The organism is Streptomyces sp. NBC_00464 (assembly GCF_036013915.1).
Lineage (GTDB): Bacteria > Actinomycetota > Actinomycetes > Streptomycetales > Streptomycetaceae > Streptomyces.
Genome location: NZ_CP107899.1, coordinates 6,370,540 through 6,395,715, shown reverse-complemented (window position 1 = coordinate 6,395,715; position 25,176 = coordinate 6,370,540). Strand labels below are relative to the sequence as shown.

At 68.3% G+C, this 25,176-nt stretch carries 15 protein-coding genes; 5 read left to right on the top strand and 10 right to left on the bottom strand.

Translation table 11 applies throughout. The features are described from left to right. Nucleotides 1–50: 50 nt before the first annotated feature. Nucleotides 51–5,882, bottom strand: coding sequence for an AAA domain-containing protein (locus tag OG912_RS28745; protein ID WP_327711869.1), 5,832 nt, complete (start codon nucleotides 5,880–5,882; stop codon nucleotides 51–53). 298 nt (nucleotides 5,883–6,180) lie between these two features. Here OG912_RS28745 and OG912_RS28740 point away from each other — a divergent pair, with 298 nt between their 5' ends. Both OG912_RS28740 and OG912_RS28735 read left to right on the top strand, forming a co-directional pair. Continuing rightward, complete coding sequence (locus OG912_RS28740; protein ID WP_327711868.1) at nucleotides 6,181–7,026, top strand: hypothetical protein; 846 nt, start codon at nucleotides 6,181–6,183, stop codon at nucleotides 7,024–7,026. A 186-nt stretch (nucleotides 7,027–7,212) separates the two neighbouring features. Further along, nucleotides 7,213–9,765, top strand: coding sequence for a GmrSD restriction endonuclease domain-containing protein (locus OG912_RS28735; protein ID WP_327711867.1), 2,553 nt, complete (start codon nucleotides 7,213–7,215; stop codon nucleotides 9,763–9,765). A 56-nt stretch (nucleotides 9,766–9,821) separates the two neighbouring features. On the opposite strand, the gene OG912_RS28730 is transcribed toward OG912_RS28735, so the two are convergent. The 4 genes from OG912_RS28730 to OG912_RS28715 all read right to left on the bottom strand — a co-directional run bounded on the left by OG912_RS28730 (nucleotide 9,822) and on the right by OG912_RS28715 (nucleotide 11,573). After that, nucleotides 9,822–9,950 (bottom strand): hypothetical protein, encoded by a 129-nt coding sequence (locus OG912_RS28730; protein ID WP_327711866.1) that lies wholly within the window; start codon nucleotides 9,948–9,950, stop codon nucleotides 9,822–9,824. A 13-nt stretch (nucleotides 9,951–9,963) separates the two neighbouring features. Further along, nucleotides 9,964–10,095 carry a hypothetical protein gene (locus OG912_RS28725; RefSeq protein ID WP_327711865.1) on the bottom strand — a complete coding sequence of 44 codons (132 nt, stop codon included), beginning with the start codon at nucleotides 10,093–10,095 and terminating at the stop codon, nucleotides 9,964–9,966. Nucleotides 10,096–10,178: 83 nt separating this feature from the next. Then, a complete protein-coding gene (locus OG912_RS28720) occupies nucleotides 10,179–11,294 on the bottom strand; it encodes a hypothetical protein (RefSeq protein WP_327711864.1) in 1,116 nt (371 codons plus the stop codon). 66 nt (nucleotides 11,295–11,360) lie between these two features. After that, on the bottom strand, nucleotides 11,361–11,573 hold the full coding sequence (locus OG912_RS28715; RefSeq protein ID WP_327711863.1) for a hypothetical protein: 213 nt from the start codon (nucleotides 11,571–11,573) through the stop codon (nucleotides 11,361–11,363). A gap of 112 nt (nucleotides 11,574–11,685) precedes the next feature. Here OG912_RS28715 and OG912_RS28710 point away from each other — a divergent pair, with 112 nt between their 5' ends. Continuing rightward, entirely contained in the window at nucleotides 11,686–12,183 is a 498-nt protein-coding gene (locus OG912_RS28710) for a phospholipase (RefSeq protein ID WP_327711862.1), read from the top strand. 84 nt (nucleotides 12,184–12,267) lie between these two features. On the opposite strand, the gene OG912_RS28705 is transcribed toward OG912_RS28710, so the two are convergent. From OG912_RS28705 to OG912_RS28695, 3 genes are all read right to left on the bottom strand, one after another. Next, nucleotides 12,268–13,695 carry a serine hydrolase domain-containing protein gene (locus tag OG912_RS28705; RefSeq protein WP_327711861.1) on the bottom strand — a complete coding sequence of 476 codons (1,428 nt, stop codon included), beginning with the start codon at nucleotides 13,693–13,695 and terminating at the stop codon, nucleotides 12,268–12,270. 134 nt (nucleotides 13,696–13,829) lie between these two features. Further along, entirely contained in the window at nucleotides 13,830–15,710 is a 1,881-nt protein-coding gene (locus OG912_RS28700; protein WP_327711860.1) for a hypothetical protein, read from the bottom strand. Nucleotides 15,711–15,762: 52 nt separating this feature from the next. Then, nucleotides 15,763–16,215 (bottom strand): ATP-binding protein, encoded by a 453-nt coding sequence (locus OG912_RS28695; protein WP_327711859.1) that lies wholly within the window; start codon nucleotides 16,213–16,215, stop codon nucleotides 15,763–15,765. A 250-nt stretch (nucleotides 16,216–16,465) separates the two neighbouring features. On the opposite strand from OG912_RS28695, the gene OG912_RS28690 reads away from it, so the two are divergent. Next, nucleotides 16,466–17,311 (top strand): helix-turn-helix domain-containing protein, encoded by an 846-nt coding sequence (locus OG912_RS28690; RefSeq protein ID WP_327711858.1) that lies wholly within the window; start codon nucleotides 16,466–16,468, stop codon nucleotides 17,309–17,311. Then, a complete protein-coding gene (locus OG912_RS28685; RefSeq protein ID WP_327711857.1) occupies nucleotides 17,308–17,514 on the top strand; it encodes a DUF397 domain-containing protein in 207 nt (68 codons plus the stop codon). The genes OG912_RS28690 and OG912_RS28685 overlap by 4 nt, the downstream gene beginning before the upstream one ends. Before the next feature lie 84 nt (nucleotides 17,515–17,598). Here the strand turns inward: OG912_RS28685 and OG912_RS28680 are convergent, their stop codons facing one another. Beyond that, nucleotides 17,599–21,888 (bottom strand): Eco57I restriction-modification methylase domain-containing protein, encoded by a 4,290-nt coding sequence (locus OG912_RS28680; RefSeq protein ID WP_327711856.1) that lies wholly within the window; start codon nucleotides 21,886–21,888, stop codon nucleotides 17,599–17,601. Continuing rightward, nucleotides 21,885–25,124 (bottom strand): DISARM system SNF2-like helicase DrmD, encoded by a 3,240-nt coding sequence (drmD, locus tag OG912_RS28675; protein ID WP_327711855.1) that lies wholly within the window; start codon nucleotides 25,122–25,124, stop codon nucleotides 21,885–21,887. The genes OG912_RS28680 and drmD overlap by 4 nt, the downstream gene beginning before the upstream one ends. Nucleotides 25,125–25,176: the final 52 nt, after the last annotated feature.

Genomic DNA, 25,176 nt, shown 5'->3' with positions numbered 1-25,176 from the left:
GCCGCTGCCCCCTTGCCGGGTGAGCAGCGGCCGCCGCCGGAGGCAGCCGGTCAGGCCCTGATCTCTCGGATCACGACCGAGTGCGCCGTGTTCTGGTTCGAGTTGTACGACAGCTCTCGCCCTGTCCTCTGCCACATCAGCGCATGGCCCAGGGGCGAGGAGGGCGAGACCGCGTCCGCGTCTCCGCCCGGCAGCTCGGCAACCGTGTAGAGCGTGTCCGTGTCGACCCGGCCGTCGAACTCAAGGACCAGCACGACACCCGGCACCACGACAGACGGTGCTTCGTCGCTGTCTCCGATGGCCACCGCGTCGATGAAGGCCCGCAGAAAAGCCAGCCGCTTGGCCCGGCGGTCACGCTGATCCGCCTGCGTCTTGCGCAGGAACACCAGATTGGCCGGATCGATGCCGGCGGGGATCTCGTCGGGTGCGTCGACGGCGGTCTGCAACCGCTGCATCTCCCCCATCAACCGCTGGAACGCCCCCACGGGGATCGACCGCACCGGAAAGGCTCCCGGTGCGCCGCGAAGCGCTTCCCGCCGCTCTGCTGCCGCCGCTGCGGGGGTGGGGCGGTCCGGCGCCGCGTCCGGTCCTGCAGCGAACACGGACTCGGCCGGATGCTGCCGGGCGACTGTGGCCCTGACCTCCTCGCGCTCCCGGTCCCGGCGCTCCATGCGGCTGTACGCACCGCGGCCGTCCCCTTCGGGCCGGTGCGCCGCGACCACGCCCGCCCCGCTCCCGCCGAGCGGCGCCGCCCCCTTCGCGTCAGGCTCCCCCTCCCGGTCGAAGACTTCCGTCCCGCTCCCGCCGGACTCGTCCGAGATCGCTCCGACGCCCTCGGCCTCCTCCTGCGCGTCCCGCCCTGTCTCCGTGACGGGTTCGATGCCCAGTCGCTCCAGCTCCGTCCACAGTGGAGCCAGCGCCTGCTCGCGGTCCAGATGGAACCGACTGCCCCGGACGCGGACGAAGGTCCAGTCGACACGTTCCAGATCGCGTTGCCGGGCTGCCGCGGTCGAAGCGTCCTCGCCCTCCGGGAACGTGTCACCGTCACAGGCCACCGCCAGCCTTCGCGTACCGCCCTCGACCACCAGGTCGATGGCATGCCGGCCGACCCTGTATCCGGGCCGGACCCGGTAGTCGCGCATGGTCAGTTCCAGGTACACCTGCTGCTGGAAGAGACTGTCGAACGCCTCGTGCCGTACGTCGGGCTGAACCTCGCCCCGCACCGCCACGGTCTCCTCCTCCGCGGGTCGCGTGAGGTGGTCGAGCCACTGGCGGCGCAGATCGTTCGGATGGAACTGCTCGACGCGAGCGCTGTGGAACACCCAAACCTGGTCCTGGGCGCGAGAGGCAGCCACGTTGAGGCGCTGCTCGAAGGACTTGCCGGTGAAGCCCCCGGGCACGGTACCGGCTGCTGTGGTGGGAGAGTTGAGGCACGAGACGAACATGACGCTGCGTTCGTCGCCCTGGAAGTCCTCCGCGTTGCCGACCCTGATCCGGCGCTGCTCCCGCTCCTCGTAGTCCAGCCGCTCGGCCAGAAGGTTTTCCAGTTCTTCCAGATGCGCCTTGCTGCTCCGCAGGCTGATGATCCCCATGCTTCTGCCCTCATACGCGGGATCGGCACAGCAGCGCACCAGCTCGGCGACGAGCGCTTCGGCCTCCGCGGAGTTGGCCAGACGAGTGTTGGTTCCGATGGCCTCGCCGCTCTCGACGTACACCGTTCTCACCGGAGGCAGCCGGTCGGCACCGTACTGGCGCAGAGGCTGAAGCCGGCCGTTGTAACAGAGCTCGTTCGAGAAGGAGATGATCTCCGGCATGCACCGGAAGTGTTCCTTGAGCATGAGCGTGCCCCGGCCCGCCGAAAGCGCCTCGGTGAGGTCGAAGAAGCTGGACTCCGGGCCGAAGAGGCTCCGTACGTCCTCATCGAGCCCGGTGAGGAGCCGGTCCCTGAGGTGGAAGTACTGGTCCTGCTTGAGCCCGACGTTGGAGGGGCTCACCTGCTTGCTGTCTCCGACAACGACCATCCGGTCAGCCAGCCAGCTCAGCAGCATGGCCTCGAGCCCCGACTGACTGGCCTCGTCGACGATCACCACGTCGAACATGCCGGGCCGGTCCATGGGCACGGTCTCCGCCACTTGGTGCAGGGGCATGATCCAGGCAGGCACCGCGGTCTGCGCCTTGCGCAGCGCGGCCTGGGCGTCGCGGCGGTAGCGGTGCTGGTACTTGCCCTTGATACGACGGGCGGCCTGCTGATACGCACTGAGCGCCCTGGACTGGTCGCCCGTGAGCAGCCCGAGGCAGCGGTGCCAAGCCCGTGCCGCCGCAAGGCGCGCCAGCATGATGCGGGCCTCGTCGTCGGCCTCGGTGAGCTGTCGGCGCAGAACGCGCTCGGCATCCGGATCGGTGAGACGCTCCATACGGTCCCGCCAGGCGGACCAGGCCCACGCGCCCGCAAGAGCGCTGAGCCGCTCGTCCCAGCCTCCGTCCTCGGCGCTCCCGGCCACCCTCTCTGCAAGGGAGGGGAAGACCTCCTGCACCACGGCGCGAGCAGCGTGCTGATCGGCGCGAAGATGCGCCGCGTCGCGGACCTTCGCGATCTCCTGGCTGAACTCCCGGTATCCCTCCGGGTCACGGGCACGCACGGCGTCCAGTGCACGCCTCACCGACGGGGAGGCGCCCGGCCGGTCGCTCCACTCGCCCAGCAGCTCCTCGGCTCCGGCAATGATCCGTCGTGACTGCTCGGCCGCACGCAGCGTGGCCGCCGCGCGCAGCAGGGCCCGTACGGCGTTCTCGACCGTCGGGTCCTGCCAGGCGGCGGCGTTCAGCTCCGAGGAGGTGGCGGCTGCCGTGACGAGGTCGGTGCGGGCCGTCGCGACGGCGAGGAGGGCGTCGAGCGCCTCGGCGTCCTGCCGCAGCCGGGCCAGCCTGGGGCCGGGGCCCTGCCACGGTGCGCCGGAGGTGCCCCACTCGGACTCGACCTGGGACAGCCGGAGTTCCAGCTGGATCCGGGCAAGTACGACAGCGGCTGTGCCGGTGTCCTCCGGGGACCGGCCGTCCACCCGCACCGCCTCCACGAACGGGGCCACCGCCTTGGCGAACTTCGAACGGATGCCGAGCGTCCCGCGCAGCTTCTGCCCGTCCCGCAACCCGTCGTGCAGGGTGGTGGCATGGCGGAGTGCCACAGCAGGTTCGTACTGCTCCAGTCCGCTGACCATGGCGCTGCCCAGGACGGAGAGGGAGGCTTCGGCAGCGGCGAGAAGGTCCGTCACCGCGGTGTGGCGGCTACGGACCTGCCAGTCCTGGCCCGAGGCGGCTTCGCCCAACAGGGCGCCGGCCCAGCCGCCCGCTGCAGCGGCCAGAGCTCCGGCCCGCGCGCGTGCACCCACGAAGGCGTCGAGGGCGGCCGACACCTTCTCCTGTTCGTGCATGTCGAGGCGGCGCACAGCGGAGTCGTAACGTCGGCTCAGCTCATCCTGACGAACAGCCTCGTGTGCCTCCTCCGCCGAACGCACGACGCCGACCGCGTCCTCGAAGGCGGCCGGTCCCGGCAGTTCGGAGGGGCCCGGCACCTCTGCGGCGAGCGACTGGTGGAGCGGGGTGTAGGCACGGGTGGCGCGCAGGAGCCGCAGGGCGTGCTCAGCGCTCAGCGACGGCTGTTCCTGCGGCACCGGGCCGATCCAGCCGTACGTCTCCGCCTCGACAGCCAGCCGTTCGGCGATCTCCTGCAGGCTGCCGCTGTAGTCCCCGATCTCCGCCGCGAAGCGGTGCGTCTCCTGCTCACGCAGTGCCGTCAGATCCCGCAGGATGGTCTGCTGTGCCGTCCGGGCAGCCGCCAGCCGAGCCTGCAACGCACGGATCTCACGCTGCGAAGCCGTCGGGTCGTAACCGGCGTACTCACCGAGGATCCGGGCCACGGACGCCTCCAGCTCGCGCTGCGCGGCGGCGCCGTCCTCCGTCCGGCTGACACACAGGTCGCGTACGGACTCCGGCAGTTTGTCCCGCAGCACCCGAAGGGCGCGCGGCGTCTGGCTGGTGATCAGGACACGCTTGCCCTGCGCGAGCAGATCCGTCACCAAGTTGGCGATGGTGTGCGTCTTGCCCGTGCCGGGCGGCCCTTGGACAACGACGAGTCGGTTGGTCCGCAGCCTTTCGGCAATGGTCCGCTGCTCCTCGTTGGCCGGAAGCGCAAAGTACATCTCGCTGCCGTCGTCCTGGCTCCTCTCCCCCTGCGCCGCCACGAGGTCGGCGGCGGTGAGCGCACCATCTCGGCCCGCGATGTAGCTCAGCAGAGCGGTGGGCGGGGTACCCGCGTCGATCTGGCGGGCGATGGTCTTGAGCGCGTCCAGCGTGGACCGGCGGTTGCGCTCACGCAGGACGAGCGCCGGTGTGAGCCCGACCTGGGGCACATCGAGACTGCGCGGAGTGACGCGCTGTACCGCCGGGAGATAGTTCCCTGCGCTGTGCGCGGCGTTGACCCAGCTCCGCAGGACGGTGTGCAGGGCGTCGAGCTGCCCGGAATCGGTGACGTCCGAGGCGCTCTCCAGCACCTCCACGATCTCCTCGCGGACGGAACCCGGCACGTGCTGTGCCCCGTCGAGCATTCCCTCTTCCAGCTCGAGCCCCACTCCACCCGGATCCGGGGCCGCGATGAGCGTTCCGGTGGAAGGGTCGAGGTGGAGGGTCGCACGGTGAGTGACCAGATGCCGTTCCACCCGCTGGCCCTCAGGCGTCTGCCAGGTGAGCCGGCCGAATCCGAGGACGAGTTCGTATGCCTCACCGAGGTTGGCGGCATCCTCATGCATCTTGTGGAGCCGGTCGTACAGTCTGACCAGGGGGTCGATCTCCCTCCGCCGCTGCGCCCACGCGGCCCACTCCTGCTCCCAGGCCGCGTGCAACTTCTCGATCTTCTCCCGCTTCGGGTGCTGATCGAGCTCGTGGTACGTCTTCTCCAGCGGGATACCGATGGACCAGTCCGGGAATTCGGGCTCGATGCGCCGTCTCAGATGCGGGGCACGAGGCTGCTTGAAGTCACGGATCCGAGTCCCGTCGATCCATGGTTCCAGCAACGCGTTCGGCTGCGGTGCATCCTCGCGATCGGGCCTCGCGACGGTCAGCCAGGCAGGGTCGTCGGTTGCCAGGGTGCCGTCGAGCATCACGGACACCCCCGGATCGTCCGGCAGTTCCTCGAACCACACGGCCCCTGCCGCCCCGTCGAGGGTGCGGACGGCGCGCGTCCTGGACTCCTCGGCCTCCGCCAGGAAGCGGAAGATCTGCCGGACACGTGCGGCGTCACTCTCGTCCGCCGCCCCGCGCGAAGCCGCGGGCACCTCCGGAGTCTGCGTGAACAGTGACCGCTGTTCGTCACCGAAGAGCACGGCCTGATCGGGCAAGGGCGTCGCTGCGGCCCGGGCGGCGGGTACACGTGCGCTGGTCCGTGCAGCGGGGGGCGCGGTACTGAAGGTGACACTCGCGCGCGGGTGCGTGCCACCGAAACGGACCTCCAGATCGAGCTCCTGGCCAGTGCCGGCCGGGATGCTGTAGGCCCAGGTCGCGGAGACGCGACGCCCGGTGCGCAGCGTCCCGACGAATGCGCCGTCGAGCGAACCACTCGCGGAGTCGGTCACCCGACGGCCGGTCTTTCCATACGGTCCGCCACGCACCGACAGTCCGATTCCGCTCAGGTCGACGGGCCCCCCTGTCCCGTTACTCAGATACAGCGTGCACCGGATCAGATCGTCACCCTGCCGGTACCCGTCACAGCCGGCGGCGCTCACCGGCTCGTACGGGACGACCTCGTCGATACGGACATGAAGCCCATCCGCATAGTGATGCACGGAACCGACCGGCTCAATGCCGTCGCTCAGCACGTTCCCACCCTGGCTCACACGCCACTCCACTGCTACTGAGGGCCCCCTACAGGTGGCCGACTTGCGAAATCACGCCCCGGCCAACCGGAGCACGGGGTTACGTGCGCCCCCCAGCGCGCCCCATAAACTAAGTGTGAACTCAGCACACGCGACGAGCGTACCAGCAGACGTGAGCCACGGAACAGGACTCGTCGGACATCCCGCCCCGGCGAGGATTCGACACTCCCGAACGCGAGCGTTCATCAGTTGACTCAGTTCACATCATTCCTGCAATCTAGGCCAGCAACCACTCACCAACCCACGAGAGGTCTCGCCCATGCGTATGGAAATCGTCGACGTATCCCCCGAAACGGCCGCTGCCTGGCTCACTCACAACACCAGTAACCGACCGCTGAGCAAGGGCACGGTTCAGCAGCTCGCGGCACAGATCCAGAGGGGTGAATGGCAGCTCACCCACCAAGGCATCGCCTTCGACGAGGACGGCGGCCTGATCGACGGTCAGCATCGCCTGGCGGCCATCGTCAAGGCGGGGCGCCCGGTCCCGCTGACAGTCACACACGGGGTGCCGCGCGCCGCCTTCACGGTGATGGACACAGGCCGCAAGCGCACGGGGCGGGACACCCTCGCGCTCGCCGGGGAGTCCAACGCCACCCACCTGGCAGCAGCCCTGCGCGGCCTCCATCTCTACCTGAACGCACCCGACTCCGCATGGAGCGGCGGCTCGTCGGTCACCAGCAATGACCAGCTGCTGGTCATGCTGGAGAAGCATCCCGGCGTCCGCGAGGCGCTCCCGCACGGCATCGCGTTCAACCGTGCCTGTCGCATCACCACTACAGCGGCGACGATCGGCTGGTACGTCACCACCCGCACGCGTCCCGACATCGACCAGTCCGCCTGGCAGGACGGAGTGGTGACGGGCGCCTTGCTGGAGTCCGGCGACCCCCGCCTCACCCTGCGCAACACGATGCTCGGCCTGGCCAGTGGAAAAGCCCATCGCCGCCGCGACGACTCCCGTGAACATCTGCTGTACTACCTCAAGTCCTGGAACGCGTGGGTCGAGGGCCGCAGCATGAAGCTGCTGCGACGCTCTCCCAACGAGACGATGCCCAGGATCTCCCAGCACGTGAATGCACAGGACGCACTGAGTTCACACCTCGATTGAGCCGATCCCGGAGATGGGCTGACCGGGCACTCAAACGTCACCTAAGCTCCCGGAAGCGACAGACGGAGCCGGCGTCGGCATACGCCGAACCCCGCCGACCAGTCAGCATCCAGTGCGCACACTCGAACGCCCCCGGCACGTCCCCGGTCAGGCGAACGCACCGGCCGCAGCAGGGAAAGGAAGCGCATGCGCGCCCAGGAGATCACCTTCCTCAATCTCATCCAGGGGGAGAAGCAGTTCCAGGTCCCGCTCTACCAAAGGACGTACAGCTGGGGCCGGGATCAACTGCTGCGGCTCTGGGAGGACGTGGGAGAGCTCGTCGAGCAGCACCGGGCCGGCGAGTCGGCCGCACCGCACTTCCTCGGGTCCGTCGTTCTCGCGCCGGGGCAGATCCAGGCCGGCGGAGTACAGAAGTGGCTGGTCGTGGACGGTCAGCAGCGTCTCACCACTCTGATGCTCGCTTTCACCGCACTGCGCGACCGGCTGAAGGACTCCGGCGACCCCCGTGGGGCCGAGCGGGTCCACCGCCAGATCCTCGTCAACGAGTACCAGGAGGGTCTGGACCACTACCGTCTGCTCCCTACCCAGGCGGACCGGCAGGAGTTCACCGAGTGCGTCGGCTCGGCACCCCGATCAGGCGGCGGAGGCAACATCGGCGGCGCGTACCGGTTCTTCCTCGGCGCCCTCTCGGAGGGGCAGGAGGCAGCGACGGACGCGAAGAGCTGGCTGGAGGCCGTGGAAAGCGTCCTCAAGGGCCTGCTGTCGATCGTGGAGATCACCGCCGAACCTGGTGACAACGTCTACCGGATCTTCGAATCGATCAACAATACCGGCGTCGGCCTCAGCCAGAGCGACCTGTTGCGCAACTACGTCTTCATGCTGCTGCCCCAGCGCGGCGAGCGGGTGTACCAGGAACTGTGGCTTCCCATGCAGCAGAAGCTGGGCCCCAAGAACCTGGAACTGCTGGTCTGGCTGGACCTGGTCGTACGCGGTCACAACAAGACCAAGCAGAGCGAGATCTACCGCGAGCAACAGAAGCGTTTGCAACCGCTGGCGGGCGACGAGAATGCGCTTCAGCGCGAGATCGCCCAACTGTCCGAGCGGGCACAGCGATTCCTCCGCATCGTCGAACCCGTCCGCGAGCCTTCGGCGCCTCTCCGTGCGGCGCTGGAACGTCTGGCCGCCTGGGGTGGTCAGACGCACTACCCCTTGGCCCTCCATCTGCTGGACCTGGTGGACGCGGGATCGACGAAACCCGAGGACGCGGCCGAGGCTCTGCTGTACGTCGAGTCCTACCTGGCCAGGCGGCTCATCTGCCAGACGCCGACCGCCGGCATCAACCGCATCTTCATGGAGGCGCCGAAGGACCTGGAGACCGACCGCCCGGCGGCCGAGGCCGTTCGGCGCTTCCTGTCAGGGAAGCGCCGTCGGTGGCCGAGTGACGAGGAACTGCGGGACGCGATCCGGAGCAAGCCGTTCTACTGGAGCGGACGCCCTCCGCAGCGCAGCTACATCCTGCGCCGCCTGGAGGAGAGCTACTCCCCCAGCGAGCCCGTCGACTTCGCCAAGGCCTCTCTCAGCGTCGAGCACGTCCTGCCACAGCGGCCGGCCCAGGCGTGGTTCGATCTCCTCGCCGACGAGACGGAGACCGGCCAGTCGCCCCAGGAACTGCACGACCTGCTGGTCCACACTCTCGGCAACCTGACTCTGACAGGCGACAACTCCAAGCTCTCCAATCATCCGTTCGAGCGCAAGCAGCAGATTCTCGACTCCAGCGCACTGCGCATGAACCAGGAGATCGCCTCGTCGAAGCGCTGGGGCAAAGCGGAGATCATCACTCGCGCCGACGGCCTCTGGGAACGCGCGGTGAAGCTCTGGCCCGGCCCGGTCGGAGGGCTTCGTCCGGTCACCGGGGAACTGTCCAGCTGGACGGAGCTGCGCGCGGCACTGGTCGCCATGCCCAGCGGCACATGGACGGCGTACGGGGACGTCGCCGAGCTCATCGGCACCCGCCCGGTCCCTGTCGGCGCCTACCTGGCGGCCAACCCGGCAGTGATCGGCGCCTACCGCGTGCTGAACTCCGAGGGCAAGGTCTCGTCCGGATTCCGCTGGGCGGAGGGCAGCGAACGGCTGCCTCCCCAGGACGTGCTGGCGAGCGAAGGCGTGCGGTTCGACCGCTACGGCCGCGCCCATACATCCCAGCGCCTGACGGCCGCGGAACTGGCTACCCTGCTGGGCAGGGACGTGGCCACGCAGACCAGCCACGATCCGCTCCCGGACCACGAGAACGCGGAGGCGGCCGAGCGCTTCCGCGAACAGCTGCAGAAGCACTGGCCGGAGGCCGTGCCCGGGGTGACAGCGGCCCTCGACTTCTGGCGTCGCCAGGGTGGTCATCTCGACTACGGGCGCTATGAGGAGACAAGCTGCTTCCCCATGCTCGACACCGGTACGAGCACCCGACCGCAGTTGATGTGGCCGTTGGGCCTCTACCCGGTCAGCGGGACCGTCGAGGTCGTCTTCCAGTACCTCAAGGACCGCAGCCCGTTCGACGACACGGAACAGCGTCGCGAGCTGCTGCACCGGCTCAACAGGATCGACGGCATCGACCTTCCCGAGGCCAAGCTGGAACTGCGCCCCTCGTTCCCGTTGAGGCTCTTCACCGAGCACAGCGAGGAGATCTGCGAAGTGCTGGACTGGTTCGTCCTCACGGCAGCGCTGGATCTGGCCCGGCGGGGCTGAGCCTCTCGGGCCTTGCGCGCGGGGCGGTTGCCTTCCCCGCGCGCAGGGCCGCCACCTCACGGCTGCGCCAGCTCCTCCGTACGGGCCAGCACGCCCTCGGCCAGCCCCCGGAACTCCCGATAACAGGTCTGCACGTACTTCCGTGTGCTGCCGAGAGCGCCGTCTGCGGCCTTGAGGTCGAACATCGGCTTCCGGGCATCATGCGAAGTTGTCGTCCCGTACCTGGCCGTAGGGCCCGCCGGCATTGGTCAGCTCGATTCGGTCGTCGAACCAGGCGATCCGTACAGGGGCGTACGAGGTCTCGTAGTTGCGGTGCATCAGGGCATTCATGGAGAGTTCTCGCAGGGCCTCCAGCGGATAGTCGGGCTGCGGAGTCTCCCGGAATCCCTCCTCGACCAGACGGGTGGGCGATGTCAGGCCCGGCGGCAGCGCTCCGCAAGCTCGGAGATGACGGCTCTCTCACGCGCGTTGACGGCACCGTCCACAGCAGCCACACGTTCGGCGACGTCGACGAGGTCGCTCAGATCCCCCGGCTCCGCGTCCAGGCGTCGCCACACGTCGGCGGGATCGACATCGACAAGGTGAGCGAGTTGTTCATCGATCACCTGGTGCTGATCCCGGACCAGCCTCACCAGGTGCCGCATCAACAGCGTCTCGTCATCGGCCATCTTGGTGCCCGTCTTGATGACGAGCCATGCCACCCACAGCGTCAACTGCGGGTGCCGGCTCCGCTTGCTCAGTCCCTCGGCGATTTCGATCACCCGCGCCTCGTTCCTGAAGGCGGCCTGCGCGTGCCGCCCCGCGAGCAGTGTCGTGTAGCGGTTCAACACCACCGCGAGGGGAACGCCGACCACGGGGATGCCGATCTTGATGACGTTGCGCTGCAGCAGAAACTTCCCGACGAAGGGGAGTCCCTTCGCAGTGCTCAGTACCGCTTTGGAGTAGAAGCGCTTGATCAACGGCCGCATCATGACCGGGACCGTCTTGACCACGCCCTCCCTGACCACTTCCCCGCCCCTGATCGTGAAGGCGACTCGAATGAGCTTCCACATGTCCTCGGGGTCGGACAGGTCGAGCGGGACCCGGTAGAGGACCGAGATGTCGTAGGCCAGTCGGAGCTGGAGCCGGGTGATGAACGCGACATCGACCATCATGGTCGCGACGGCGGCCGGGACCGTCGCCGACGAAGCACCACCGAGGGTCCCGAGCGTGGCGGCGACGGTCGCCGTGTAGGCCCCGGCGGAGAGCCCGCCTTCGAGCGCGGCGTACCGGGCCGCCATCTTGATCCGCTGATCGACGATGGCATCCGCGGGTACACCCGCGTACCGCTCCTGAAAGTACTGCCAGTTGACCTTGGAGGTATAGGAGTTCAGGGCCTGAGCACTGAGCTTGGTGAACCAGCCGCCCGACTTGATGTCGTGCGGGCTCAGCCCCTTGATGAACTCCCGTAGCTCGTCGCGCTCGTGCTCGACAGCCTCCCGCGCGCCCTCGTCGCCGATGACGTCGGTGTCTATCGGAGCTTCGGTCATGGCGCGTCCCCCCAGGCAGTTCAGCGCATAGCCGGGTCGCCCGGTCCGGACAACCTCTCTGACGTCTCAGCACAGCGACTCAGCGGCCGGCGCATCTTTCGACGGATGTCCGTTGAAGTACAACTCTATAGGGCGGTCATGGGACTTCAGGTGAAGATGCAGCAGGTAGGCAAGGCCGAGCAGGGGTGCGGCGACGTGCCCATAGGGCAGTTTGCGCATCCGGGCCGATTTGTCACGCCTACCGCTCAGGCCGAGACGTTCGAAAACAGTGAAGGCCATTTGACGAAACCCCCAAACACGGCATGTACATGACGGCATCCTGAAGCTGCCTCCCCAGACCCACGAGGCATACAGCTGTTACAACTCCCCTGGCTTCTCCGGAGGTTGTTCCATGAATCGTCGCTTCGCCACTCTGCTCGTCACGGCCGCCCTCTCGCTACCGCTCGCCCTGCTCCCCGCCGCATCCGCTACCGCCGCCCCTGCGGACAAGCCCCAGGTCCTCAGCTCCTGGACCCAGACGAGCGCCTCCAGCTACAACTCCTGGAACGCCGCCCGCAACAACAAGGGCGCATGGTCCGCGTACGGCTTCGACTGGTCGACGGACTACTGCAGCACCTCCCCCGACAACCCGTTCGGCTTCCCGTTCCAAACGGCCTGCGCCCGCCACGACTTCGGCTACCGCAACTACAAGGCCGCCGGCACGTTCTCCGCCAACAAGGCCCGCCTCGACTCCGCCCTCTACGCGGACCTCAAGCGCGTCTGCGCCGCCTACTCCGGTGCGACGCTGACCTCCTGCAATGCCACGGCCTGGACGTACTACCACGCGGTGGACATCTTCGGCGTCGCACCCGCGAAGGCGGGCGGCACCAGACTGCCCCGGTCCGCCTGACCCGCACCCCTCGCACGGAGGCCCGAGCCGCTACACCGCGGGCGCGGGCCTCCCGCATCTCCTCGGCATTCCCGTGTCCACGTTCTACGCGACATCAGGTCGTGTCATCAGCGGCGCCCGCACATGCAGCTCCAGGCTGGGGCCGGTGAGCGGCAGACTGCTCCAAAGGGCCGTGGCAGTCCCGGCATCGGCATCGATGACCAGCCGTACGCGGTGCGGGGTGGTGATGACGTAAAGGTCGGCTACGAACATGTGGCCCTGCCAGGCTCCGGCCGCGACGACAGGCCGGCCGAGCGGAGAGCTCTCCCGCCATTCGCCGTGGCCCACCTCGATATCGAAAAGCGCCTCGAACCGTACGAGCCATCCACCGCCGTCAGGATCAACGGTCACTGCCGTTCCGTCGGGCAGCGCCGACTCCTCGGCCGATGCGTCAAGCCGCGCGCCGACCGAACGCTCCGGGTCGGCCGAGCCCGGCACCGGCGGCAGCGACAGACGACGCAGTCGATCGGCAAGCACCTCGTCGCCCTGAACTCTGCCCCCATCGCCCACCCCGGGCAGCAGACACTCCCACATGGCATCGAGCACTTCCTGCGATTCCCCCTGGGCGGTCACGGCGACGACGAGGTCGTGCGACGGGACCACCACACACTGCTGCCCGAAGGCACCATGTCCGTGGTACCCGTGACGGGACATCCAGAACTGGTAGCCGTAGCCGCAGGAGAAGTCGGCCTCGTCCGTTCCGTCCTCGAACGGCAAGCAGTCAATGTGCCGTCGGGTCGCCAGCTCCACCCATGTGCGGGGCACCAGCTGCCGTCCGCCCCAGAGGCCTCCCCGCAACAACAGTTCGCCGAATGCGGCGACGGCCTCGGTCGTGAGGTGCAGGCCGTGGAACCCGAAGGCGGCACCGCTCGCCACCCGGTCCCACTCGGCGTGATCGACACCCATCGGCTTGAAGAGCCGCTCGTCGAGGAACTCGGGAAGGCCGCGGCCCGTGACCCGTTCCACCATCCTGGCCAGGATGAACGTGGTCGAGTTGTCGTACGTGTGCCGCGTTCCCTCCGCCGCGGAGAACGGCAGGCGCAGGAATCCCTTCACCAGGTCCTCGGGCTCCAGCTCCCACGCCTCGGTGAGGCTGTCCGTGGGATGCCCTGCCGTCATGGTCAGCAGGTGGTGAACGGTGACGCGGCTTCCTTGTTCCGAGACGTCGGCCGGGACGTGGTCGGGCAACACGTCCACCACTCGGTCGTCCAGCGAGAGCAGGCCGTCGGCGATCGCGAGCCCCACGGCGATCGACGTGAACGACTTGGTCAGCGAGTAGAGGAGGTGCGGGCGCTCGGCCGAGTACGGCGCCCACCAGCCTTCGGCGACGACGTGACCGCGGTGCACGACCATGATCGAGTGACACTCGACGGATCGCTCTTCGAGCCGGTCCAGCAGCAGGGCGATCGAACGGGCCGAAATCCCGGAGGTGGCCGGTGCCGAACGTGGAAGCAGGGGGCGCCGAGAAGACATCCTGGCTGTCTAACAGATTCGCGCGGACCGGTGCGACTGAGTTTCGGAGGCGGGTCGATGACGGACGGCGTGCACGAAGCAGGCCTGTCGACAAGCTCCGCGGGCCCCCTCTACGACGCCCGGCCCTCCCCGCATCAATCCTTGCGCTGCGTCAGCCACTCCGCGGCCTTGATGTCGTCGCGCGCTGCACTGATGGCCCTCTCAAGTCGGCCGATGACGCTCTCGGGCGTTTGAGCTGCAAGCTTCCTCTGCTGCTGCGCAGGTTGATCTGCCCCGTCCAGATGGGCGAGCCATGCTTGCCCACCACTGATCGCTTTGGAAGCCGACCGGCGAGCCATGGCGCCCTGCAACCTCGGTCGCAGTTGTTCGAGTTGAGAAAGGAGCGTCCGCACACGCGTCACGCTGCTCGGCTTGGGCCTGGACGCGATCCGACGCCCGGCCGAAGGCTGCCGTGCTTTCGGTGCCTTCGGCACCAGCACGTAGCGCGCCGACATGGCTCGTGAGGGAGTCGCGTAGGCGGCAAAGGCCCGCTCGCTCTCGACGACCGCCCAGCTTCTGATCTGAAGGGAGGCAGTCTGTTCGGCATGAGGCACCCCGAGCCGCGCAAGAACGCTTGGCAGATAGGACAGTGATGCGCCGCGTTCACGGATGAGCGCGGACAGAACCGGTACGTGTTCACGCAGTGGTCGGTCGACTTCTATGAGCAGCGAACATCGATCATCAAGGGAATACGTGACAAGGGCGGGCCCGATCACCTGGGCGAGCATCTCCCACGTTGCCGTTGCACGCTCCCGAGCGCACTGCGCCAGGGCATCCCGTAGTGCCGTCACTATCTCGGGGCGTGTGAGTGATTCGCGAGCCGCGGGGGCAGTCGCGGCGGTCTTCGACACTTCCCTACGCGCCGGTACCGGCGCGGGTGCGGGTGTCTTCGGCTGCCCAACGGGTCGCGCGGGAGCCGGGGGGCGTACTGCCGGCGACTCGAAACGCTCAGGGGCCGGCGTCCACAGCCCCGTGCGCTGCGCATCGTGGGCGTTGAGCCGCATGTACCGGTTGGCCTCGACCGCCCACTCCCGGCCGTTCCCGGCCACGAGGATGCGCGCACCGTCGGGCACGCGGTAGACGTGTTCGGAGGGTGGGGCCGCCGTGTCCCCCGGCAGCGAGATCACGGTACGGACGATGGGGCTGTCCATCGGCTTCACGTCGGCCACGAGCAGATGTCGGCCTTCCAGAGTGAAGGGCGAGTCGGCGGGTGCGACTGCTTCCGGCGCGAGGGCGAAGACCAGACCTCCTTGCACCGGAAATGCGGAAGGCTTCGGGCGCGGAAAGGACAGCCGGATCTCCTCGACGTGCGGGGTGACGATGCCGGACGCTGTCAGCGCGCAGTCTTCGAGCGGGGTCCAGGCAACGGTACGGTCCCGGGCTTCGGCGCCGATGTGCACACGCCGCTCGCCTCCCACCGTCTCGCAGCGCACGCGGAGGCAGTACCCATGGCTCCCGATGATCTGCTGGGTGATCTGCCCCTCGGCGGCGAAGATCCAGTCGATGTCATCGGCGTCCGCCCCGAGTTCGTCCGTAGCGCCACGCCAGGCCCGGTAGTCGACCGGGCCGAGCTGGAACCGCAGCCGTCGGCGGCTCTCCGTGAGGTAGACGTCTACGGCGTCACCAGGACCGTTGCCCAGGTCCCGCGTCTGCACCTTGCCGCGGAGCTGTCGTTTGTCCATCAGGCGCCGCACGCCTCGCTTGATGAAGAGGTGGTCGGCGCTGGATTCACCGTTCGCCGTGCGATAGCAGATGGGGGCGGTGGCATGGTGAGCGAAGTGGCACACCTTGTTGGTGTACCGGCGGTCGGTCAACTGGCCGCCACAACCGCCGAGCTGAAGGCCACACCAGTAGTCGTAGGACGGGTGCATCCTTCGCCATATGTCCAGCTCGTGTGCGTCCATGGGAAGGATGACCGGATGATCCGAGTCCTTGTCGCCGATCACGGCGGTCTGAACGAGCCGATGGTCAAGCAAGGCGCCCCCTGGGTCACAGCTACCTCTCCAGGATGACAATCATTGACTTAGTTCACAAGGGGTCCCGTCCTACTTCCGCCCAGACCGTTTTGGTGTACGGGTCGCGGACCACGTAGCCCCAACGTTCCGCGTAGGACTCGACGAGCAACAGGCCACGCCCGGAAGCCGCGTCGGCGGGCATGGGGGCCGCAACCGAGGCGGGCGGCAGGCGCTCCGGGCGCGTGTCCGTCACCTCGATGCGGAGGGCGTGGGGCAGGAGGAGGAGCGTCAGCCGGAAGTCACGGCCGGGGAGCCGGCCATGGGTGACGGCATTGGCGGCCAGCTCGGCGGTGACCAGGGCGACGGTTCGGGCCGCATCGGAGTCGTACGGGCATCCGCACCACTCGGTGAGCTGCTGAACGGCGAGGGTGCGGGCCAGGCGGGCGCCGCGTGGGGTACTGCTGAGGCGGAGGATCAACTCGGGGGCCGAGGCCGGAGTCTCCTGGATGCTCTTCTGTTGCTTCACGACGTCATCGTGGAACCCTGCGAGCGTCGCTGACCAGGTCTGATGGCCGTACGGAAGTGAGCCGGTACGGGCCGGGCGAGGGGGCGACGCTCTGAGTTGTACGGGTCTTGTACGGGTGCCGTACGGGCCGGGGCCGTGTCCGGGGAAAGGGCTCATCCGTTGAACCTTGCCCAGCTGTAGTGGAGTTGAGGAACGCTACGGGTGGCGGCGGGCGGGCACGAACGGGTGGCGGGAAGGGACGTGAAGGCGCATGCGGGACACGCGGAACGGCCGGGTGACGAAGGCGAGGGAGGACAGCGAGCTGCCGGGCGTGTGGGTGGCCTACGGCAAGCTCCTCCAGCACCTGAGGAAGCGGGCCGGGTTGAGCCAGCAGTCCTTGGCGGAGGCCATCGGCTACTCCCTGGAGCAGGTCGCGTCGGTCGAGCAGGGACGACGGCCGGCGAAGGAGGCGTTCACGGTCGCGGCGGACCGGGTGCTGGGGGCGGGCGGGGTGCTGGAGGTGCTCCAGGCCGATGTGGACCGGGCGAAGCTGCCGAAGTTCTTCCGCAACTTCGCCCTCATCGAGGCGGAGGTGCTGAGCCGCTTCTCGTACGACCCGCTGCTGGTGCCGGGCCTGTTGCAGACGGAGGCGTACGCGCGAGCGGTGTTCGGCGGCCACTGCCCGCCGTTCAGCGAGGAGATCATCGATCAGCACACGGAGGCGCGGCTGAGCAGGCAGAAGCTGCTGACTCGGGATCCGTTGGCGGAGTTGTCGTTCATCGTCGGGGAGGAGGCGTTGCGCGATCCGGTGGGCGGCGGCGAGGTGATGCGGGGCCAGTGGCAACATCTGCTGGAGGTAGGCAGGTTGCGCAACGTCGAGGTTCAGGTCATGCCTGCTGGGCTGGGGTTCCACCCGGGGAAGAACGGGCCCTTCGTGACGGTCCAGACGAAGGAGCTCCGGCACCTCGGCTACTTCGAGTCGCAGGGCGTCGGGTGCGTCGTCGGCGATCCGACGGAGGTCAGCTCGTTCGGGTTGCGATATGGCAAGCTGCGATCGCAGGCCCTGAACGTCGAGGCGTCTGCGCGGCTCATCGAACGGCTGGTGGGAGAGACATGAGCGTGGAGCAGGTAACCGAGAACGTTGACGAGCTGCGCTGGTTCAAGAGCAGCTACAGCGGATCGGACGGCGGCGACTGCGTAGAGGTGGCCGCTGGCGTCGGCGCGGTGTACGTCCGGGACTCGAAGGTCGCGGGCGGCGGGCCGGTGCTGCGGGTCGGCGGGGGCGAGTGGGCGGCGTTCGTAACGCTGGCGCGGGGATAGCGTCGACGAGGCACCTTGAACGGAACAACGGGCTCGTCCGCATCAAGTAGGTGATGCGGACGAGCCCGTAGTCTTGCGGCACGCTCAGAAGAGGGCGCCCTCGCCACCTTCACCGAAGTCCGAACCGCCTCGCGCAGCGAGCTGCTCCTTGCGCTTCCGGATGGCGTCGGCGGAGGGCTTTGGCATGTCCGGGTGTTTGGCCGGCTTCTTGTGCAGCCCGAGGTGGACCTCGTCGGCGTACGCCTGGTGGTTCAGCTGGCGCAGCCGGTCAATGATCTCGGTCCGGGCGAGGAGGCCGATGGTGTAGCGGGTGCCCTGGTCCGTCTCGTGGAAGCCGTGGTCGAGCGGGAACGTCTCGTGAGTCGGGTCGGCGTGCGGGGTCTGCCCGGAGTCGTCCAGGAGGTCGAACCAGCCGTACGCCTCGACGGTGGCGCGGTCGATCTCCTCGTGGATGCGGCGGAGTTCGACGATGTCCTCGTCCTGGCACTCGGGGTTGTGGACAAGGTTGTAGGTGGCTGTGAGTCCAATGTTGCGGGCGAGCATAAGGTCGCGACGGTAGACGTCCAAGCGGGTTCCAGCCCCGCGAAGGCTCGGGGTAAGCGGAGGACGAACCAAGGTCTCGAATACGTCGGTGAGAGTGTAGCGGAGGTCACCCTTCATAGTGGAGGCGCGATCGATGGCCCACCAGTAATGGGGGGCGCTACTAAGAAATGCCAGCAATCCAGTTTCACTGGAGGCGAAAATTCCCAGCATGTGTGAGAAGACCTGCCCGGTTGGCACCAGGACCGGCATCACAACCTTACTCACAAGCGCGATCACTATCGTGCGATCGGCACCCTCGATCGCACGCCTCATATCCGGAGCGATCCTTTTGTACTGCCACCAATCCTTTCTAACCTTCTCGTTATTATTAAGCAACCTCTCCGGCTTCACATCTCGCTCGACTCGCTCGAAGGCCTTTGCGTATCCACGCGCCCGGAGCTCGGACCAATCTTTGAAATCGATGACCCATCGACTCGCATCATGAGCTGGACTTTTGTTCACATCCTCACCATTAAGGTAAGGAAACAGCACATCAGAATATTCGCGACCTTCAGTGATCCAAGCCTTCGCTTCCCGAGGAGGGAGGGTAAACCCCAAACCGAGAACATATGACCCATTGAACGCCTGCCCTCGATTAATTGCCAACGGCTGGCAGCTCGAAGTTTGACGCGTCGCAGGGCTCAGCGATGTCGAGATACCTCCACTCAAATCAACCCCGTTCAATACACGCTTACCAAGTTCCGAAACTTTCAATACACTGGTCCACACGGCACAATATTCCAACACGGCAGAACTCGAAGGCCACGGAGCACTTTTGATAGCTCTGCGAATATCAATTCCCGCTGCAGCCAGTTGATCAAGACCAACCTCTCGGGTATCCCCTTGCGCCAAAGTATTTGTAGCAATCAGGCCACTTTGCCCCGAAATATTGAGCAATGCGTGCGTTCGCAACTCAAAGTAGGCAACCAGGTCACCATTGCCGCGCTTCCCGCCCGCAACGTAATCCACAATGTATTCACGAAATGCGTCACCAGATGCACCCGTGATCTTGCTTCCTCCCAAGAACGGTGGGTTCCCCACCACCGCATCGAACCCACCCCCCACCGAAAACACCTCCGGAAACACCAACGGCCAATGCACCGGCCGCCGCTCCATACCCCCCGCCGGCAGCTCCGCCCCCAGCCACTCCTCAGCCGTCGCCCGCGTCTCCCGCACGATCTCCGAGTCGTCCTCGACGCCCTCCGCGAAGAGCTTCTCCACGAGCCACGCCGCCTGCGGGAACAGGTCCTTCACCCGCTCGCCCCCGTCCGGCGCGTACCACTCCACCCGCCCCGACGCGCAAGTCGCCAGCGCCGCCCCCGCGATCAGGTCGCCCACCAACCGCAGGCGCCGTGAGTGGCGGTTGACGTCCTCCAGCCGCTCCCGCTTCTGCTGGAGCGCGGGCAGGTCCACGCCCTTGATCGCCGTGATCGCCAGGCGCTCCCTCGTCAGCTCGTCGATCAACGACGCGGCCTCGTGGACCAGCACGTCGCTCTGCGCCTTCGGCTTCATGTGAACCGACTGCAGCTGCTCCATGCTGTGCACGCCCAGCAGCGAGTCCCCCGCCACGAGCCGGTCGTCCAGGAACGTGAACGGCCGCGTCGGGTCCATCGACACCAGCCACAGCGACAGCTTCGCCATCTCCACGGCCATCGGGTTGATGTCCACCCCGTACAGGCAGTGCTCGATGATCTCGCGGCGGGACTCCACCACCACCGGGTCCTGCTCCGCGTCCGCGGCCGTCACCGCGTCGACGGCTCGGCCGGCCCGGTACGTCATCGCGTCCGTGCGGCCCTCGTTCTCCCAGGCCTCGATCAGTCGGTCGCCCAGGTAACGGCACGCCGCCACCAGGAACGCCGCCGAGCCCATCGCGATGTCCGCGATCTTCAGCTTCAGGATCTGCTCGGGCGACTTCAGCCGCCACTCCCCCGCGTCCGCCGTCTGCAGCGGGCCCGGCTCGTACACCAGCGGCTCCAGTGCGTGCCGGACGACGTCCTCCGCCAGGAACCTGGGCGTGTAGTGCGTGCCCGTGTTCTTCCGGAGCGAGGACTCCGTGACGTACAGCGAACCGTTCGGGATGACCATCGGCAGGTCACGGAGGTCGCGCCTCAGGATGCCGAAGAACGGCAGCAGGCGCTCGCTCAGCGAGACCTCCTTCGTCACCGCGTTCAGCTGCCGGCGGGCCTCCACCTCGTCCTTCGCCGGGGCCAGCAGCTTTTCCAGCCGCGAAGCGCTCGCCGGGGGCTTCGGGTCCTTCCACTTCTCGTGGATGGCCTTGGCCAGGTCCGCGACCGAGCCGCCCGACTTCGCCGCCAGCGACTCCAACTCCCGCAACGGCACCTCGTGTTCGAGGCCCTCCGGGCCGATGAGGCCCACCATGTCCTCGACCGCGCGCTCGCCGCCGTACGAGAGCAGGCCCTCGTACACGTAACCGATCTGCTCCACGTCCAGGGCGCGGAAGCTCAGCGTGCGGACCTCCGCGTTCTTTCCGGTGCCGACGCGGACCTCCTGCACCGACTGGAGCATGTGCAGAACCGTGCGGTCGTCGATCGGGAGGAGCGGGGTGGTGAGCTCCAGCCAGGCATACGTGTCGGGGGCGAAGATCGAGCCGTCGTACGCGGGGAGGTGCAGCTCGGGGTGGTCCACTCCGCCGTGCACCGCGTGGAAGAGGGCGATGAGGCGGTGCCAGGCGGAGGTGGTGTGTTCGAGGGCGCTCTCGCCCTCCTCGTCTGCGCGGGCCTTGAGTTCGGAGCGCAGGAAGCGGGCCGAGTACGCCGTCGCGTACACCTCGTTGTCCGAGGGGAGCAGGCCACGTTCCTCCGCGTACAGGAGGAAGACGATGCGCATCATGACGGCGACCGCGCCCCGGTAGATCTCACCGGCGGCCACTCCGGAGGCGTGCAGCCCGGGGGCTCCCGCGTCCATCGCCCGTACGTCCGCCCGCCCTATGGCGTCGACGAGGAGCTCCACGGCCTGGCGGACCTGGATACCGAGCGCTTCGGTGACGTCCTCGCCGGCGGCCAGGCTTGCCTTGAGCAGGCCGACGAGCGTCTCGGCGTCCTCGTACTCGAAGAAGCGGCGGCGGCGCAGAAGGGAGACGAAGGCGCGGACGACGTTGCGTTCGGCGGCTTCGTTCCAGCCGATCGTGTCGAAGACCGCCGTCGTCGTGACGCCGCCGAGGGGGGCCCAGACCAGGCACCACCAACGGCCGTCGGTGACGAGGCCGAGCGGGATGTCGTGGTGGCGCAGCAGGCGGGCCAGGCGGTCCGCCGGGGCTGCCGCCCAGTCGGCGCCGGCGGCGGCGCGCGAGGTGGGGACGGTCCCCGAGGGGACGGTCGTGCCGAGGACGCGGACGCGCTTCGCGGCCGAGGCCGTGTCGGGTTCGGCGGCGAGGTCGGTGCCCGGTTCGGCGAGGGCGAAGTCGGGGCGGAGGACCGCGCCGTGTTCGGGGACGTGGAGGGTGAGGCGGTCGAGGGCGATGTCCTCGTCCTCGCCCTGGCGGAGTGTGAGCGCGTCGCCCCAGCCGAGGAGGGAACGCAGGACGTAAGCGACCCACTCGTCGCGGCCCGCCGTGGTGTCGTTCTGCCAGTCCGCGTGGCGGGCCCGCAGGCGGGCGCGTTCGTCCTTCTCCAGGGCGTCGAGCTGGGGCCAGGCCTGTCGCAGGACCGGCATGGTGAGGAAGGGGCCCGAGACCTCGGTGAGGTCCAGCCATTCCTGGTGCTGGCGGCGGCCGTCGAGCGCCTGCGCCTTGGCTGCGGCGAGACCAGGGGAGACAGGGCGGCGGGGGCTCATCGGCGGGCTTCCTTTGCGGGGATCACGAAGACGACGGCTACGGGGAAGAGGTGGGCGCGGGGGTCGCGGTAGCGGGCGGTGATCGCGGCGAGTTCGCGTTCGCGTTCGGCGGGGATGCCGTCGAGGCGTTGCTGCCAGCGGGCCCGGTCGTCGTCGTACTGGCGGCGTTCGGCGGCGGTGATGTCGTGCCGGCTGAAGAGCGCGTACTGCTCGCCCGTGCCGTCGCCCTCCTCCTTGAGCTTGGCCTGCAGAGTCGCTTCGAAGCGGCCGAGGGTCGCCATGATGCGGTCCTCTTCCTGCTTGCGGCGGTCGGCGAGGGCCTTGACCAGGCTGTCGCCTCGTTCGCGGGCGCGGGCTTCGAGGGAGGTGTTCAGCGGGGTGGCGAGCTTCTCCCAGGCCGTGGTGAGTTCCTGCCTGAGGTGCGGGGCCGCCTCGGTGCCTTCGGTGAGGGCTTTCGCGAGGGCGTCCGCCTGGGTGCGTACGGACTCCCAGCGGCGGAAGCGGCCCGTGTCGCCGAACCAGCCGCCCGCGTGGATGACCTCCTCGTGCAGCCGGGTGCCGTCGTTGCCGACGAGGACGTACCGGGCGTAGGCCGAGACGAGGGTGGTCGTGATCGCCGGGTCGTCGCTGACGACTGCGGTCACGCGATGCAGGCCGACGGAGTCCGCGTTCCAGACCGCCGCGGTCAGCAGGCGGGTCGACAGGGCGACGAGGGGGTGCTTGAGGTGGGTGAGGACGACGTCGTCACGACCCCGGGCGGCGACGGCCGCGTCGAAGGTGATGGGGCGCTGCTCGTCCTCACGGAGCTTGTGGGTGAGACCGCGGCTCGCTCGTTCCCACGTGCCGGAGAGAGGCGGGACCTCGTACAGGTCGCCCGGGTCGAAGTCCTCGGCGAGGGTGCGGTCGGGGGCCAGGGGCGGCTGGTGGTCGAGGGCGAGGGCGGTGTCGACGACGCGCTTGATGTTGGCCGGGGTGAGGCCGAGTGTGGAAACGGTCTCGTCGTACTGGTCGGCGAGACGCTTGGACTGGGCGGTGACGTTCTGCTCGGGAGCGACCTCACCACCGGTGCGGCGGCCCTGGATGGTGCGGGGCTTGGCGTTGTCGATGTCGACGGGCGTGGTGTCGCCGGTCATGCGGCGCTGGACGGCCTCGGCGATGACGGCGTTGACGGAGCCGAGGTCCTGTTCCATGCGGGCGACCTTCTTTGCCACGCGGGACAGGAACTCCAGGTCCGCTTCGTACGATCCGGCCTGGGCCTGCTGCCAGCCGGAGCCGATGAAGTGGGAGATCTCCGGGTCGTGGCGCTGGCCCCAGCGGTCGATGCGGCCGATGCGCTGTTCGAGCTTGTTGGGGTTGAACGGGATGTCGTAGTTGATCAGCCGGTGACAGTGGTTCTGGAGGTCGATGCCCTCGCCGGCCGCGTCGGTGGCGAGCAGGATGCGGACCGCGCCCTCGTCGGTGGCCGGGTCGGCCTGGAAACCGAGGCGGATGTGCTCGCGGTCCTCGGTGCTGAGGCCGCCGTGCAGGACGGCGGTGCGGCCGTCGTCGGTGAGCTTCTCCTGACGGAGCAGGGTGACGAGCCAGTCCAGGGTGTCCCGGTACTCCGTGAAGACGACGATGCGCTCGTTCGTCCAGTGCTTGCCGTCGGCGGTGCGGCAGACAGCCTTGAGGGTACGCAGGAGAACGGCCGCCTTGGAGTCGGCGTCCGCCTCGTGGGTGACCGCCCAGCGCTCCATCCGCTGGAGCAGGTCGAGCTCCTGGTTGTCCTCGGCGGGGGTCAGGGAGGTGGAGCGGGTGAGGGCGGCGTCCTCCGCGTCGACGAGCCCGAGGTCGTCCAGGTCGGCGACCATGTCCGCGAAGTCGTCGAGCCAGTCCGGGACTTCGGCCGCCGCGATGCGCGTACGGGTGCCGGTGTCCTCCAGGTGGGAGAGGTACACGCGGACCGTGCGGAGGAAGGCGGCCGGGGAGGAGAACAGTCGCTTCTTCAGCAGCAGGGTCACCAGGTCGGCTGCGCGGCGGCCGCCCTTGGCGGTCGGGACGAGCTTCTTGCGGCGCAGGTCCGCGAACGAGCTGAGCAGGCCGTGGATCTCGCGCTCGGCGTCCGTGTAGTCGACCGGGAGTTGTTCGGTCCTGCGGGCACGGAAGCGAGGTGTGCCGTCGGCGTTGGTGACCGTTGCCTTGAGGCGACGGACGACCGTGTCCTTCAGCGCGTCCTTGTCGGGGTCCATGCCGCGGGCGAAGCGCTGGTCGTCGATGAGTTCGAGGAGCGCGGTGTAGGACTCGGGGTACCCGTTGTGCGGGGTGGCGGAGAGGAAGAGGCGGTGCTCGAAGTGCGGGACGAGGCGGCGGATCAGCTTCGTCTGCTGGGAGTCGACCGCGTAGACCTGCTTGGGGGCGGACGGGGCGACGTGGTGGGCCTCGTCGAGGACCAGCAGGTCGAAGAACCGCTTGTGGTCGCCGTCGCGGCTCTCCTCGGGGGCGCCGATGACCTCGTCGAGGAGGCGCTGGGCCTTGGTGCCGCGCAGCCAGGGCAGGGACACGATGGTCAGCGGGTGTACGCGGAAGGGGTTGGCCGCGGTGCCGTGGGTGCGGCGGAGCCGGGCGCAGTGCTCGGAGTTGACGACGGTGAAGTCGAGGCCGAACTTCTCCGCCATCTCGTCGCGCCACTTCAGGGTGAGCCCGGCGGGACAGACGACCATGATGCGGCGGGCGCGGCCGCGCAGCAGCAGCTCCTGGGCGACGAGGCCGGCCTCGACGGTCTTTCCGAGACCGACGTCGTCGGCGAGCAGCAGGTTGACGCGAGGCGCGCCGACCGCACGGGAGACGGGTTCCAGCTGGTAGGGCTCGACGGCCACCCCCGAGCGGAAAGGGGCCTGGAGCGTCTTGGAGTCGGCGGAGGCGACGGCGGACCAGCGAACGGCGTCGAGGAACGCGGCGAGACGGGACGGCGGGTCGTACTGACCGGTGGAGGCGTCGGGGAGGGAGCCGGCGGGCAGGACGCGGCGGCCGGGCTCCACTTCCCAGATGACGGAGAGTGTGTCGCCGAAGCGGCCGTCGGCCACGGACTGGAGGTGAACGAGGGTGGCGGGCCTGCGGGTGTCGTCGTCGCCCTGGGGCGGGGACGGCTCGACGCGGGCGACCACCCACGACTGACCGCGTACCTCGACGAGCTTTCCCTCTTCGGGAAGCTCCTGCGCCCCGGTCCGCTCGCTCCCGCGCTGGGCTGTTGACGTCATCGGCGCTGTTTCCCCTCGATATCTCCGGTGGCCATCCGCGGACAAGGACCCC

Bases quoted from the DNA above. Each gene is read 5' to 3' on its own strand.
- OG912_RS28740 (WP_327711868.1), top strand. From the start codon at position 6,181: ATGCGTATGGAAATCGTCGACGTATCCCCCGAAACGGCCGCTGCCTGG.
- OG912_RS28735 (WP_327711867.1), top strand. From the start codon at position 7,213: ATGCGCGCCCAGGAGATCACCTTCCTCAATCTCATCCAGGGGGAGAAG.
- OG912_RS28730 (WP_327711866.1), bottom strand. From the start codon at position 9,950: ATGTTCGACCTCAAGGCCGCAGACGGCGCTCTCGGCAGCACACGGAAG.
- OG912_RS28725 (WP_327711865.1), bottom strand. From the start codon at position 10,095: ATGAATGCCCTGATGCACCGCAACTACGAGACCTCGTACGCCCCTGTA.
- OG912_RS28720 (WP_327711864.1), bottom strand. From the start codon at position 11,294: ATGACCGAAGCTCCGATAGACACCGACGTCATCGGCGACGAGGGCGCG.
- OG912_RS28715 (WP_327711863.1), bottom strand. From the start codon at position 11,573: ATGGCCTTCACTGTTTTCGAACGTCTCGGCCTGAGCGGTAGGCGTGAC.
- OG912_RS28710 (WP_327711862.1), top strand. From the start codon at position 11,686: ATGAATCGTCGCTTCGCCACTCTGCTCGTCACGGCCGCCCTCTCGCTA.
- OG912_RS28705 (WP_327711861.1), bottom strand. From the start codon at position 13,695: ATGTCTTCTCGGCGCCCCCTGCTTCCACGTTCGGCACCGGCCACCTCC.
- OG912_RS28690 (WP_327711858.1), top strand. From the start codon at position 16,466: ATGCGGGACACGCGGAACGGCCGGGTGACGAAGGCGAGGGAGGACAGC.
- OG912_RS28685 (WP_327711857.1), top strand. From the start codon at position 17,308: ATGAGCGTGGAGCAGGTAACCGAGAACGTTGACGAGCTGCGCTGGTTC.
- OG912_RS28680 (WP_327711856.1), bottom strand. From the start codon at position 21,888: ATGAGCCCCCGCCGCCCTGTCTCCCCTGGTCTCGCCGCAGCCAAGGCG.
- drmD (WP_327711855.1), bottom strand. From the start codon at position 25,124: ATGACGTCAACAGCCCAGCGCGGGAGCGAGCGGACCGGGGCGCAGGAG.